6 protein-coding genes are annotated in these 15,033 nt (G+C 60.6%); 4 read left to right on the top strand and 2 right to left on the bottom strand.

What is annotated here, in order from left to right:
• Nucleotides 1-130: 130 nt before the first annotated feature.
• Nucleotides 131-2,878, bottom strand: coding sequence for a preprotein translocase subunit SecA (gene secA, locus CHU95_RS06205; protein ID WP_094454816.1), 2,748 nt, complete (start codon nt 2,876-2,878; stop codon nt 131-133).
• Nucleotides 2,879-3,228: 350 nt separating this feature from the next.
• On the opposite strand from secA, the gene CHU95_RS06200 reads away from it, so the two are divergent.
• On the top strand, nt 3,229-4,155 hold the full coding sequence (locus CHU95_RS06200; RefSeq protein ID WP_094454814.1) for a peptidylprolyl isomerase: 927 nt from the start codon (nt 3,229-3,231) through the stop codon (nt 4,153-4,155).
• Nucleotides 4,156-4,209: 54 nt separating this feature from the next.
• Here CHU95_RS06200 and CHU95_RS06195 read toward each other — a convergent pair whose 3' ends face one another.
• On the bottom strand, nt 4,210-5,616 hold the full coding sequence (locus CHU95_RS06195; protein ID WP_094454812.1) for a hypothetical protein: 1,407 nt from the start codon (nt 5,614-5,616) through the stop codon (nt 4,210-4,212).
• Between the two features lie 191 nt (nt 5,617-5,807).
• Here CHU95_RS06195 and CHU95_RS06190 point away from each other — a divergent pair, with 191 nt between their 5' ends.
• The 3 genes from CHU95_RS06190 to CHU95_RS06180 all read left to right on the top strand — a co-directional run bounded on the left by CHU95_RS06190 (nt 5,808) and on the right by CHU95_RS06180 (nt 15,027).
• The gene (locus CHU95_RS06190; RefSeq protein WP_165772041.1) at nt 5,808-10,670 is read left to right on the top strand and encodes an alpha-2-macroglobulin family protein; all 4,863 of its coding nucleotides are present in this window, start codon (nt 5,808-5,810) and stop codon (nt 10,668-10,670) included.
• 175 nt (nt 10,671-10,845) lie between these two features.
• On the top strand, nt 10,846-11,379 hold the full coding sequence (gene ppa, locus CHU95_RS06185; protein ID WP_094454808.1) for an inorganic diphosphatase: 534 nt from the start codon (nt 10,846-10,848) through the stop codon (nt 11,377-11,379).
• Between the two features lie 444 nt (nt 11,380-11,823).
• The gene (locus tag CHU95_RS06180) at nt 11,824-15,027 is read left to right on the top strand and encodes a M10 family metallopeptidase C-terminal domain-containing protein (RefSeq protein ID WP_094454806.1); all 3,204 of its coding nucleotides are present in this window, start codon (nt 11,824-11,826) and stop codon (nt 15,025-15,027) included.
• Nucleotides 15,028-15,033: the final 6 nt, after the last annotated feature.

Raw genomic sequence — 15,033 nt, 5'->3', positions numbered from 1 at the left:
TTCAGTCGCGGGCCTTTTGGGTCGATGCTGAACCATACCATGGTTCAGCCAGTGAAGTGGATGGAATGCAACGAAAAAGGGCGACCCGACGGGGTCGCCCCTTCCCGAAAACCATCAATGGTCGAATGGGTCAGCCGGCCGCACCGTGGCAATGCTTGAACTTCTTACCGCTGCCGCAGGGGCAGGGCGCGTTACGGGGGGTATTGACCCAGGCTTCCCCCTCTTTCAGATCTGTTTCCTGGGCCACCGGCAAGGCTGCGGCTCCCATGCCGAAACTGGGGATGGACGGACGGCGGATCATCCCGTCAGGAAGGGCCGCGTCAGCCGGTGGGTGGCCCGCAAAGGCCGGGTCCAGGCGGCTTTCCTGGCCAAATTCCGGCATGGGCATCGGGTCTGGCTCGTTGACGCGAACCTGGATCAACATCAGCATCTGGGTCACCTGCTCACGCAGATTATCCAGCAGGCCAGAAAACAGCTCGAACGCTTCCTTCTTGTATTCGTTCAGCGGATCGCGCTGTGCATAGGCACGCAGGTTGATGCCCTGTCGCAAATGGTCGAGAGACAGCAGATGGTCCTTCCAGACCTGATCCAGAATTTGGAGCAGCAGGCTTTTCTCGATGTTGCGCAGCAGAGCGGCACCGTACGCAGCTTCCTTTTCCGCCATCTTGTCGTCGGCGAACTTCAGCAGACGCTCGCTGATCTCTTCGTCCGCGATGCCTTCTTCCTTCGCCCAGTCGCGGACCGGAAGATCGGCCCCGAGCAGGCGCAGGCATTCCTCGTGGAGCAGATTGACGTTCCACTGCTCAGCATAAGCGTTTTCTGGAATAGACCGGCGCACCATGTCGGTGATTACTTCATGGCGCATGGACGTCACCATTTCCTGGACGTCTTCAGCCTCCATGATTTCCTTGCGCTGTTCATAAATGACCTTGCGCTGGTCATTCATAACATTGTCGTATTTCAGCAAATTCTTGCGGATTTCGAAGTTATGGGCTTCGACACGCTGCTGGGCCTTTTCCAGGGCCTTGTTGATCCAAGGATGGATGATGGCCTCACCATCCTGGAGGCCCAGTTTCTGGAGCATGCCGTCCAAACGCTGGCTGCCGAAGATGCGCATCAAATCGTCATCCAGGGACAGGAAGAATTTCGATGCTCCAGGATCACCCTGTCGGCCGGAGCGGCCGCGCAACTGGTTGTCGATGCGGCGGCTCTCATGGCGCTCTGTACCGACGACATAAAGACCACCGGCCTTCAGCACGATATCCTTTGCCGCAGCGATCTCATCGCGGATGGTTTGAATGCGGCGCTGGCGCTCTTCGCCTTCCGGCACGTCAGCCAACTCAAACTCAACCCGCATTTCGAAATTACCACCCAATTGGATGTCGGTCCCGCGGCCCGCCATGTTGGTGGCAATCGTTACGGCACCGGGACGACCCGCTTGCGAAACGATATAGGCTTCTTGCTCGTGGTATCGGGCATTCAGCACATTATGTGGGATGCCCTTTTTTTTCAGCGCGGCGGCCAGCGTCTCTGACTTTTCGATCGATACGGTACCGACCAGAACCGGTTGTTGCCGCGCCCGGCATTCCTCAACCAGTTTGACGATGGCGTCGTACTTCTCCGACGCCGTGCGGTAGACCTCGTCATCCTGATCGATACGGGCGACCGGCAGATTGGTGGGGATGTCCACCACTTCCAGCCCATAGATTTCCGAAAACTCCGCCGCTTCTGTCATGGCGGTACCAGTCATGCCGGCCAGCTTGGGATAGAGGCGGAAGTAATTCTGGAAGGTGATGCTGGCCAGCGTCTGATTCTCCCGCTGGATTGCAACCCCTTCCTTGGCTTCCAGTGCCTGATGCAGGCCTTCGGAATAACGCCGGCCTTCCATCATACGGCCTGTGAACTCGTCAATGATGACGACCTTATCGTCCTTGACGATGTAATCAACATTGGCCGTAAAAAGCTGGTGTGCCTTCAGCGCCTGATTCACGTGATGAACCAGAGAGATGTTCTGAATGTCGTAAAGGTCGCCTGTTTTCAGCAACTCCATATCTTTGAGGATCTGGGCCACCTTCTCGGTACCCGATTCGGTCAGCGAGACGGCCTTGGCCTTCTCATCCTTCTCAAAATCGCCTTCCCCGATATGGGCCATCACCTTGTTGATGGCAATGTACAGTTCAGACCCGTCGGTCGATGGGCCGGAGATGATTAATGGCGTGCGCGCTTCGTCCACCAGGATACTGTCAACCTCGTCGACGATGGCGTAGTTGAAGGGCCGCTGCACCATGTCGGTCAGCCGGTACTTCATATTGTCGCGCAGATAGTCGAAACCGAATTCGTTGTTGGTGCCGTAGGTAATGTCACTGGCATAGGCGGCGCGGCGTTCCTCATCATCCAGCCCATGCACGATGACGCCTGTTGTCAGGCCCAGGAACCCATAGAGGCGGCCCATGTGGCTGGCATCACGGCGGGCAAGATAGTCGTTCACGGTGACAACATGAACACCTTTGCCCTGCAACGCATTCAGATACACGGCCAGAGTACCGACCAGCGTCTTGCCTTCGCCGGTCCGCATTTCTGCAATCTTGCCAGAATGCAGCACCATGCCGCCGATCAACTGAACATCAAAATGCCGCATGCCCATGACACGCTTTGATGCCTCACGCACCGTGGCAAAGGCATCGGGCAGAATATCGTCCAGCGTGCCACCCTTTTCCAACCGATCGCGCAGCCAGTCGGTCCGCATCTGCAATTCGGCATCAGAAAGGCCGGCCAGTTTCGGCTCCAGCGCGTTGATGACCTCAACCCGCTTGCGCAGGCCCTTGACCACCCGCTCATTGGCGCTGCCGAACAGCTTGCGGGCGATGGCACCGAACATAGAAGCACTCCAACAAAGGAACAGGCGCGAAGGACACCGGACATGACGAATTACCGGTCACGGCCGGGCCGGCCGCCGGTAGGGCTGTTTGCGCCGGGCGGGGAAACCCCATTCCAGCGCCCGTCACAGATAAGACCTCACATCCCGGCGGTCAATGCGGCATGCCAACCTGAAATGGGTTTTCCGGGGCTGTGCAGCCATGAAATGGCCATCAATGGGCGCTTTCCATTGGCCTTATGGCCATATCCAAGGCCCCTTGCCTGCCTATGGTCTGTCATGCTTTATGCCGATGCGGTCTGCTGGGGATAGTCCCGCCGACCGACCGGATTGTTTGCAGGGAACCCCCACAGATGTCGTTCAAGACCATGCGTGCCGCTCTGGTTGTCGCCGCCCTCGGGTCGGTCGCCACCGTCGCACTGTCCCCGGCCATGGCCCAGGATGCGGCCAAGCCGGCCGCGGCCCCGGCCGCCAAGCCCGCCGCCGGCGGGTCGGCCCTGGGTGACGACCCGGTCGTCGCCCGCGCCAACGGCAAAGAGTTCAAGCGCTCCGACGTGATTGCCCTGCTGCAGCAACTGGACCCGCAGGTGCAGCAGATGCCCTTGCAGATGATTTACCCGCAGTTGGTGGAACAGTTGATCCAGGCGCAGCTGGTCACTGAAGCCGGCTACAAGGCGAAGCTGCAAGACAGCGCCGACGTGAAGAAGCGTATGAAGCAGGCTGAAGAGCAGTTCGTGCAGCAGGCTTGGCTGAAGGGGGAGATCGATAAGAAGCTCACCCAGGACAAACTGAAGGCCGCTTATGATAAGTGGATGAAGGAGAATCCGCCGCAGGATGAAGTCCGTGCCAGCCATATCCTGGTCAAGACCAAGGAAGAGGCCGATGCGATTATCAAGCAACTGAAGGGCGGCGCTGATTTCGCCAAGCTGGCGGCCGAAAAGGGCACCGACGGCACGAAGGACCAGGGCGGTGACTTGGGCTATTTCACCAAGGACCGCATGGTCCCGGAATTCGCCAATGCCGCTTTTGCCATGAAGGTCGGTGACGTCAGCGCTGCCCCGGTGCAGACTGAGTTCGGCTTCCATGTCATCAAGCTGGCCGACAAGCGTAAGCAGGTGCCGCCGACCTTCGATCAGGCCACCCCGCAGTTGCGTCAGATGGTGGCTCAGGAGATCGCCGAAGAAGTGGTCAGGGGCCTGGAGAAGGCAGCCAAGGTTGAAAAGTTCAACATTGATGGCTCGCCCATGGCCCCGGCTGCCCCGGCGCCGGCCAAGCCGTAATCACGGCTATCCCCGCCGAAGAAAGGGCTGCCGATGCGATTCGGCGGCCCTTTTTTATGGTTGCCTTGTTTGGCCACGCCAGGGCCGCCAAGCCAACCCTGCTACCCCCACCACCAGCGTTGCCAGCCAGACGATACGGCTCTGGTACCGGTCATGGGGATTGGATAGGGCACCATTGATAAAGGCGTTGCCGATCAGGGCGATCAGGACAAACAACGCCAGTGCGGCAAGGTCATGCCTTCCCGACCGGACCCCCCATAGCATGACCAGGATCAAGCCCACACCGGACAGATGGGCGACGGGTACATGGACCAAGTTTAACGTGTCGAAAAGCGTTTGCGTTGTCTGTTCCTGTTGCTGGCGCGCTGTGGTGAAGGCCTGATTCTGCGACTCCGGCATGAAGGCCCGGAAAACCCACCGGGTCACCTCCTGCCATTCATCCAGGCCGTCACCGGTCTCTACCATTGCCCACTGATCCAACGTGGCGGAAAGGGCCGTGGACAGGAAGGCGCCAGGATAGGTGCTGACGATGCTGCCTACCAGCCGCGACAGTTCCGGCCCGGCACTGTCCCAGCCGCCGATGGCCACAAACGGGCTTTGCTTGTGCCAGATGAAATCATCCGCTGTGGTGGGCAGGCTGTCCTTAAAGGCGCAAAGCTTAAGGGTCGGATCCGGACAATGGTCGGCGAGGTAGCGCTGGGCCAACCCATCTTGCACCAAGCGGCCAAAGATGAAGACCGGGCCGCCGGGGGTGAAGCCCGGCTTGCCCAACACAGCCATGTGCAGGGTCGGCATGGCCGTAACCGAAAGTCCCAAAAGCATGGCCGCTGGCAGAATACGAGGGTTCAGTCCCCACCCCCGCCAACGGTCTATCCCCTTTGCCGCCACGATGGTGACAACCAGACCACCGGCCAGCGCCATGGAAGACATGTGGGACATAAGGGCCAGCAGGCCGATGGCAGCCACACCCGACCGTTCCCGCCAGTCCAGATCGTCCCAGCGGAAGGATAGAAGCCAGAAGCACAGAACCAGCAAGGGCAGAAGGATATCGGGCATGACCTGCGCCACATACCAGGACACACCCGTCACGGCCGACAGGCCGATGGCCACCACGCCTGTGACCTGCCGCAGTGGCCAGTCACGCAAGCCGACCTGATGCACGCGCAGCAGCAGATGGATCAACCAGAGAGTCGCCGCCGCTTGGACCAGAACAGGCCCCCAAAAGCTGAACCAGCCGCCGGACGTAACGAACAGGAAAAGGCCATAAAAGAAAGACCGCCCGGGTTCCAGGTCCCAGTCCAGCACCCGCTTGATATAGCCAGCCGTATCAAAGAACATGATGGGGAAGCCGTTCCAGAGGGCGGGCCCCAAAAGCGCGAATCCGCCCAGCCAGAGCGACAACCGGGGCCAGTCCAGACCGGATAGACGGCGGGACGGGGGGGCGGTGTCATCGTCGTTCATGGTGCCTCTGGCATCGGAAAAGCGGCGTGTCGATACAGCAAGGCGCTACCATGATGGTGAGCCTCAGGCAATGAAACGCCGCACGTGTAACCCCGTTCCACCGACCCGCAGTAACGACCCTGTTGCATTGGACCGGAAAACAGCGTCCTCTGGCCGTTGTGACGCCATAATCCTGGCGTTTCATGCTATGCATGTTCCTTCCCGTCACCCGCCTTTCGATCAAGATGCCGCGCATTTCCGCCCTGCTGTTCGCCATGGGTATCCTCCTGGCGCCCGCCGCCCTTGCCGCGCAGGAAGGGGCGCCTCCCGGGGCCGCCCCACCGAAGGCGAGGGCGGAGAATCGTCCATTTGAATTGACGGGGGTGGAGATCGCGGCTGAGCGTGACCGGCCACAGGCATGTTTTGCCTTTTCCCGACCGCTGCCCCGCCAGAGGGGCCGCACCAATGAGTTGGCCCGCTTCGTCAGTGTCGACCCGGCCCAGGGAGTGGCCATCACCACCCGCGACCAGAGCCTTTGCCTGGATGGGCTGAAACATGGCCAACGCTATGCCGTCACCATCAATGCCGGCCTACCGGCAGCGGGCGCCAAGGAACGGCTTGCCGCTGCGATCACTCGCGACCTGGCGGTGCCCGATCGCAAGCCTAGCCTGTCCTTTCGAGGGCAGGGTTATATCCTGCCGCGGGTCGAGGCAGACGGACTGCCCTTGCGCGGTGTCAACGTTGACCGGTCCCGGCTAACCGTCCTGCGTTTGAATGACCGTGCCCTGGTCGAGCAGCTTTATTACGGCCGATCCAACCAAACCATGACGGAGTTTGAGATCGGTGACGTCCTGGATCAGAAGGGCGAACGTGTCTGGCGCGGCGAAATGGCTATCGCCGGGGAACGGAATAAGACCACCCAGATCGCCTTCCCTATAGATGCTGTGGTTGGCGATCTGGCGCCTGGTGTCTATGTCGCGGTGGCGGAGGACGCGGCCCTGTCTTTTCAGGCCTGGGACAAGCGCGCGACCCAGTGGTTTGTCGTATCCGATCTTGGCCTGACCAGTTTCAGGGCTGCCAATGGGCTTTATGTGTTTGCCCGCAGCCTGTCCACGGCAAAGCCGCAGGCCGGTGTTGAACTGCGCCTCGTGGGCCGTGACAAGCGTGAACTGGGCCGCGCTGTGACAGGCGCTGATGGCTTGGCCCGATTCGACGCGACACAGATCAGTGGAAACAATGAAGCCGCCCCGCAGGCCTTGTTTGCCTCGACCCCGGATGGTGGTTTCTCCCTGCTTGATTTCGGAGCGCCGGCGGTTGAATTGGTGGGCAAAGGCGATGGCGGACGGCTCGTGGCCGGTACTGCGGATGCCTATCTGTTCCCCGAACGTGGTGCGTACCGACCGGGCGATCCAGTCTGGCTGACGGCTCTGCTGCGTGACGCCGATGCCAAAGCACTGGCCGGACAAAAACTCACCTTTAAGGTCGTGCGCCCGGACGGCCTGGAGGTTGAACGCCGCAGCATCGACGATGGAGGTGCTGGTGTGCATGTCTGGCGCATGGAATTGCCAGCCAATGCCCCTTCAGGGCGCTGGACCGCCACAGCCCATCTGGACCCCGCAGGCCCCGCTCTCGGGCAAACCATATTTAATGTGGGTGAGGTGGCACCCGCCCGCATCAGTTTCGACCTGACTGCTGACCGGACGCGGATTGGTCCTGATGGAAAGGTTAACCTTTCCATTGATGCCCGTTATCTGAATGGCGGCGCTGCCGGTCTGTTGCCAGGTGAGATGACATTGACCCTCCGCCCAACCGATCGGCCACGTCCGGGCCTGGATGGCTTTCGCTTCGGACTGGTGCAGCAGTCGCTGGCGCCAGAGAAACGGGCACTACCGGGCTTCACCACTGGACCTGATGGCAGGGCAACACTGAACCTGGACTTGGGCAAGCTGCCGGATACCACCCGTCGGTTGGAAGCGGTGCTGCGGACCACTTTGCATGATGTGGGTGGTCGATCGGTGGAACAGGAACTGGTTCTGCCGGTGGAGTTCCAGCCGGTTACATTGGGCCTGAAACCGAACTTCACTGGTGACGCGGTGCCTGAAGGCGCCACTGTCTCGGTCGATGTCGTTGCGGTCTCCCCAGACGGGCAGAAGGTGGGCCGCAGTGGCCTGACCTGGGACCTGTTCGAAGAAGAGTATGATTACGAATGGTATGCCGCCGATGGCCGTTGGGAATACCGGACGATTGTGAAGGACCGGCGTCTTACAGGCGGCAACCTCAACATCACTCCTGGGCAGTTGGCGACGATTGAGGAACAGGTCCGCGCCGGGCGATACCGTCTGGAACTGTTTGATCCTGCCTCGGGCGTCGCCTCGTCGCTGCGGTTCTCTGCCGGTTGGTGGGTATCGGCCAAGCTGGCGGATACGCCCGACGTGGTGGAAGTAAAGGTGCAGGAACCGCTGCACATCCCTGGGCAGAAGGTCCGCGTTTTTATTCGCCCCCCCTATGCCGGTACTGTCGCCATCGCCCTTGCCGACCGGGCGATCCGCCATACCCTGATCAGCGAGATCGGGACGGAAGGGGCATTTGTCGAACTGCCGCTTCCGGAGGATATCACTGCGGGTGCCTATGTGCTGGCCACTTCTTTCGCGCCGGCCGATCCCGGCAGTCGTACCCCTCCCCGTCGGGCCCTGGGTATGGGCTGGGTCGCCATCGATCCTGCCCAGCGGTCACTGTCGGTCAGCATTGCCGAACAACCGCCGGTCCATCCGCGCGGATCAGTGAAGCTGCCGGTCGCAGTGGCAGGGGCGGAACCCGGGTCGGTGGTGCGTGTGTTGGTCACAGCGGTGGATGAGTCGATGGCGCATCTGCCCGAAACACAGCCGATTGATCCGGTCGGTTGGTTTTTGGGCAAACGTCGCCTGGCCGTGGAAATGCGTGATGTCTATGGCCGACTGGTCAACCATACCGAGGGCAGTGCCGCTGCACCTGCTGGAAATGGCGGGGACAAGACCGGTACGCGGATCAGCAGTGTGCGGCGCACCGGGCCGATCACGGCCCTTCATTCCGGTGTGGTCACTGTAGGCCCAAATGGCCAGGCCGAGGTCAATCTTCTTCTGCCGGATATGGCGGGTCGCCTCGCCTTGACGGCTGTTGCCTGGTCTGACGCAAAGGTCGGCGTGGCACGCGGCACCCTGGAGGTGCGTGATGACATTGCCACCGATATGATTCTGCCGGGATTCCTGGCACCGGGCGACAGGGCGCGTATTGCCTTGAACCTGGAAAACCTGTCCGGTCCGGTGCGCGGGGCCTATAAGCTGTCTATGACGGCGGAAGGCCCGGTACGGCTTGAGGGGGGCAAGGCCGAAACCAGTTTTCCGGCGCTGGCCCGTGGCCGCAAACTGTCCATCAACCGGACGCTGGTGGCCGGTGATCCTGGTTATGGCGTCTTGGTTGTCAATGTGACGGGGCCGGACGGATACAGCCTGACCCGCCGCTTCCCCATCAATATCCGCCCAGCCCATGCGGTGGCCGCCACGCAGGTGCGGGGGCAGATCATGCCGGGGCAGACAGCAACCCTGGCGGCCCCTAAGCCGGTGGGCGCCATTGCCGGGGCCTCGTGGAAACTGTCCATGGTCAGCCCGCACGACACCCTGGATGCCTTGACGCATCTACTGCTGATCGATGCGTGGCCTTTTGGGTCTGCCGACCAGATCGCCGCCCGGTTGCTGCCGCTTGCCGGTGCCAATGAATGGCAGAAGGCCCTGGGTCTTCCGGCCAATGACAAACTGAAGGCCAAGGCCGAAGATCTGGTAGAACGGTTGATCAGCCGCCAGCGCGCCGACGGCGCCTTTTCGCTGTGGGCACATGATGGACCGGCCGATCCCTGGTTGACCGCCTTCGCGCTTGATGTGCTCACCCGGTCCCGTGAGGCTGGTTTCACCGTGCCGGAGGATGGGTATCGCCGGGGCATGGACTGGCTGGCCCGCTCCATCGGCAACAGTTGGGTGGAGGACGCGGAACTTCCAGCGCGGGCCTATGGCCTTTATGTCGCAGCGCGCGCGCGGGCCATTGACGCCACACCCCTGCGCTTCTTCCAGGAAACATTCCAAAGCCGCGTGCCGTCGCGGCTGGCCCGCGCGCAGATTGCTGCGGCCTTTGCAATGCTGGGCGATGGGCAACGGGCGGGCGATATCCTATCCCGGCTGGACGACCCGTTACCAGGCGTTCCGGGCATCCGGGATTTCGGTTCGCCCCTGCGTGATCGGGCGGCAACCCTGGCCTTGCTGATCGCCGCCAATGCTGATCCTGCTCGTATCCAGGCTGAAGAGGCTGCTCTGGTCGGTATGCTTCGCGATCCCGCCTTGGTGGCCACCCAAGAACGCGCGTGGCTGCTGTTGGCGGCACAGGCCCTTGCCAACAATCCGCCGGCCCTGAACGTCGTGGTTGACGGGCAGACGGTCACCAGCACCGGGCCGCTGCTAAGGGCGCTGGCTGACGGCGCCGCCCTGTCGGTGACAAACCGCGGCGACCAGCCGTTGAACAGCCTGTCCACGATCGCGGGCATCCTGTCCACGCCGGACAAGGCCGAAAGCGCTGGCGGCCTGACCCTGTCCCGGCAGTTTAAGGATGGCAAGGGCCGCCCGGCCAATCTTAAATCGATCCGTGCCGGTGATTTGCTGGTGGTGGTCTTAGAGGGTAGGGCAGAACAGCCCTTGACCGGCCCACTCCTGCTGATCGATCCGCTGCCGGCGGGGTTGGTGGTGGAGAATGTGCGCTTGGCCGGCAGTGCACAATTGGGCGGCCTTTCCTGGTTGGGAACCCTGTCAGAAGCGGCCCTTGTGGAGTTCCGCGACGACCGGTTTGTGGCAGCCCTTGATGGCATGCCAGAAAGCGGCAGCTTTCGTTTGGTCTACCTGGCCCGCGCTGTGACTCAGGGTAACTTCACCTTGCCCGCGGCCCGGCTGGACGATCTTATTGATGGCAGCCGTTTTGCCCGGACCGCCGCTGGCAGCCTAACGGTACTGCCGCCCGCGCCGGAGCCGACACCCCCCACGATCCCAACGGTTCCGTGATGGCCGATGGTTGGGACGACATAGGTCAAGATCGTCCCGACCACCACCTACGACCTTGGTAGATGCGGCGGAAATGCACAGGGGATCATCCTTCCGGAAACTTTTTTTCGCACCTGCACTCGGCTAGGATCGCGCCGATTTCTACCCTGCTCCGTTGCCAAAGAAGGCCTGTGCCATGGACATCACCAAGATCCCCGTCGGCAAGAACCCGCCCTGGGACATTAATGTCGTTATCGAGATCCCGCACGGCGGCCAGCCCGTGAAGTACGAGTTGGACAAGGACAGCGGCGCACTTTATGTCGACCGTTTCCTGCACACTGCCATGTTTTATCCGGCCAATTATGGGTTCGTACCGCATACGCTGGCCCTGGACGGCGATCCGATCGACGTGATGGTGGTGGGCACTACCCCGGTGGTCCCCGGCGTTGTCCTGCGCTCACGCCCTATCGGCGTGCTGATCATGGAAGACGATGCCGGTATGGATGAGAAAATCCTGGCTGTGCCGGTGGACAAGCTGCATCCGTTCTACAAGGACATCACCAGCTACCGTCAGTTGCCGCAGATCCTGGTCGAGCAGATCGCCCACTTCTTCGAGCATTATAAGGACCTGGAGCACGGCAAGTGGGTCCGCATCGTCCGCTGGGACGAGGCCGACGTCGCCGCGAAGCTGATTCAGGAAAGTGTGGAGCGTTTCCAGAAGGAAGGGTGATCGTTTCCCTTCAACGATCAAGCCTGTTCAGACTTACCATTTCCTCAGCGTTTCACTTCGGACGTGATTTGCACATCGGTTGGCGCTGTTAACCGTCACCATCTTTTATGAAGGGCTGGGCGATATCGCCCAGCCCTTTTTATCAACTTTCCTCCCTTTTCTTGGCCACGACCGAAACGGGGAGTGTCATACTTCTGCGAATCACGGGCGGGCAATTGTCGGCCCGCGATCCGTCAAAGGACAAGGCACCAAGGGTCTGGTGCCATAGTGGGGCCTTTGTCACGGAAGGCCAGCATACCGCAGTGCCAATAAAATTGGACGTTCAGGGTCCAGCTTTCGTGACTGCAAATAACAGCAGCACCCCGTGCGGATAGATATTTTTCCGTCGCCATGTTATTTGGAAACGATCCTGCATTTTCGAATTTAAAACGCACTGGGTGTAAAATGGCTAATATTATTGGTGGATTTAACGACGAATCAATCATTGGTACCAATGGTGATGACAGCATAGATGGTTTCTATGGTAACGATACTTTGGTCGGTGGCGAAGGAAACGACACCCTGATCGGTGGTGAAGGGTTCGACCGTTTGTCCGGCGGTCCAGGCGATGATCTGCTGTACATTGGCAGCAGCGATACGGTGATCGGCGGTGCGGGCAGGGATTTGTTCATTCCGGGCCCACCGGTCAGTTATTATAGCTATGGCGCATCGCGGATTCTTGATTTTGCACCGGGCGAGGATCGGATCGATCTGTCCGCCCTGGGCATTCCCGACCTCGAAACGGCCCGGCTTTTCTTCACCGGCGCCGGTGACGGAAACTGGCAGTTTCAGTTCCGCAGTGCCGGAAATATCTATTCATTTTATCTGGGCGTGGCTCCTGCAACGCTGAGTGCGGCTGATTTTGTCTTTGGGGCCCCGGTGCAGGGCGGGTTGATCCGGGGCAGCGGCGGAGCAGACGATCTGGTCGGCAGCCCCGGCAATGATACCCTGGATGGCGGCAGCGGTGATGATTCGCTGATTGGTGCGGCGGGCGACGATACGTTGGTCCTGCGTGGCGGCTGGGACCGGGCCATCGGTGGTACAGGGCGAGATGTGTTTACCATCTCTACTGACGTGAGCAGCGGCTATGCCAACTACACGATTGCGGATTTCACGCGGGGCCAGGACCGGGTCGATGTCAGCGCTTTCGGCATCAGCAGTTGGGACACACTGAAATCGCTGATGACCAGCAACGCACCCGGGCAGGGCACCAGCTTCACCCTGGCACGCGGCTCACAGGTCAGCTTCTTCCTGACCGGGGTCGACTCCCATCTCCTCTCGGCTGGTGATTTCATCCTGTCAACCGATGCGGCACCCCGTGAAATCTATGGCGGTTGGATGAGCCATCTTTATGGCGGGGCCGGTAACGACCGCCTGCACGGGTCGGGCAACGGTTCGTGGATGTATGGCGAGGGCGGTGACGATATCCTGTATGCCGCAACCGGCGGGAACAGCCGGATGATCGGCGGCTCGGGCAAGGACATCTTCGTGCTGGAGGGCGGTGCCGCCACGGGCGTTGTAGAGATTGTCGACTTCGTCCAAACCGTTGATCGGATGGATGTCTCCGACCTGGGTATCAGCAGCTTCGACATAATCACGGCCATCGCTTCCCTTCCTTCGGGAGCCTTGCAGCAATTGCGCTTGGGTGGCCTTGGACTGGCCTTGAATATCGACCCACGTAAACTGACAGCAGCAGACTTCATCTTCGCGGCTGATGGTCCGTCCCGACAGATCAGTGCGATTGGTACCGGCGGCCTGTTGGCCGGTGGATCGGGCAATGACACATTGGTCGGTGGCGCCAATGGATTGGATCAGTTGTTCGGCGGTGCCGGCAACGACACGATCATGGACGACCCAACGGAACCCACCGGCTGGTTTGGTGCTAATGCCGCCGATATCTGGTTCGGCGGTGCCGGTGCCGACCGGTTTGTCGTCAACCGGATCAATGGCCGGGACATGGTGATGGATTTCACGGCCGGCACCGACAAGATCGACTTGTCAGCCACGGGCATCAGCAGCCTGGAGACGCTGCGGGAGCTGGCAGAATATGCAGCAATCAATGGCAAGTCTGCGACAGCGCTGCGGGCCGGTATCGGGTGGGATTCCGGCGTCTTTGCCTTCTTCGCAGACCGCGACCGCCTGTCGGCAAGCGATTTTATCCTGGCCAACCAGACCAGCGCCGTAACCCGCGTGGCGCTGGAAGGAGAACGTGACTTGTTCGGTGGTCTGGCCGGCGACCTGTTGCGCGGCAACAGCGGCGCCAACCGGCTGTTCGGCGATGCCGGGGACGATACACTGACCGGTGGTGCCGGGGATGATCGGCTTTATGGTGGTGCCGGCACCGACACGGCCCGGTTCACTGGCAATCAGGCCGATTACACTGTCACCACCACCAACGGCATCACGACTGTTCGCCACAATACCGGTTCCGACGGCACCGATCTGCTTGTCGGGGTGGAACGGCTGGCCTTTGCCGATCAGGTGGCATCCTTGTCCACGGCACAGGCCGTAACCCTCCGCCTAACCGGGTCCTATGTTCAGGAAGGCGATCGCGGCAATTATCCCGTCATCATGGAGGGTAGGGTTACAGGTTCAGTGATGTCGACGGCGCCATCGTCGGCGACAGTGTTTACAGTCAGCCTGTCGCAACCCGCCAGCCAGGCCGTGACCTTCGACTTTACCTACAGCACTGCCGGCGGCTTTTCCCTCTCGACGGGCCGTTATACAATCAATGCTGGACAGAGCAGTCTTGAGATCGTCACACCCGCAGCATCGGGGAATACCGATGTCTGGTCCGACTATGTGCTGATTGGCACGGTTACCAATGTCCAGGGTGCGCTTGTCCCCACCATCAGCAACAGCCTGACGACCAGATCCACCATCGTGAACGATGACTTCCAGGCGGATTTCAGCCTGGAGGCCTACCGTGCCCAGAACAGTTCGTTGGATAAGGTCTTTGCGGGCAACGACGCCGGACTGATGCAGCACTACATCAACAATGGCCGGTCAGAAGGAAGGATTGCCAGCGGATTTAATGCAGAGGCTTATGCGGCGCAGAACCCTGACCTCTATGCTGTGTATGGTCTGGATGCGAAGGCACTGCTGAACCATTACCAGACCATGGGCGTGAGGGAGGCGCGGCCGCGAGAAGGGTTCGATGCCATCGCCTACGCTGCGCTGAACCCCGATATCTATGCTGCCTACGGCCTGAACGTTGGTGCGCTTGTTGAGCATTACATGAATTATGGGGAGAAGGAGGGGCGTCTTGCCACTGGGTTTGATGCAGAAGCCTATGCAGCGTTGAATCCTGACTTGTTCCGCGCATTCGGTTTGAACGAAAAGGCACTGGTCGAACATTTCATTCAGACCGGCCGCGCCGAGGGCCGGAGTGCCGTCGGGTTCAGTACCGAAGCCTATGCCGCCTTTAATGGTGACCTGTTCGCGGCCTTTGGTCTGGACCATAGCGCCTTGATCAATCACTACATTGTCAATGGTCAGGCGGAGAGCCGTTTTGCCTTCTCTTTGAACGGCTTTATTCCCACCATGCCGACGGATCCAGCCTTGCTGACACCGTTGGTCGGCTGGGGCCAGGATTATCTGTTGGGATGAGGCCAG

Origin of the sequence: Niveispirillum lacus, from assembly GCF_002251795.1 — a bacterium.
GTDB classification, from domain to species: domain Bacteria; phylum Pseudomonadota; class Alphaproteobacteria; order Azospirillales; family Azospirillaceae; genus Niveispirillum; species Niveispirillum lacus.
This window is presented reverse-complemented; position numbering and strand designations above follow the sequence as displayed.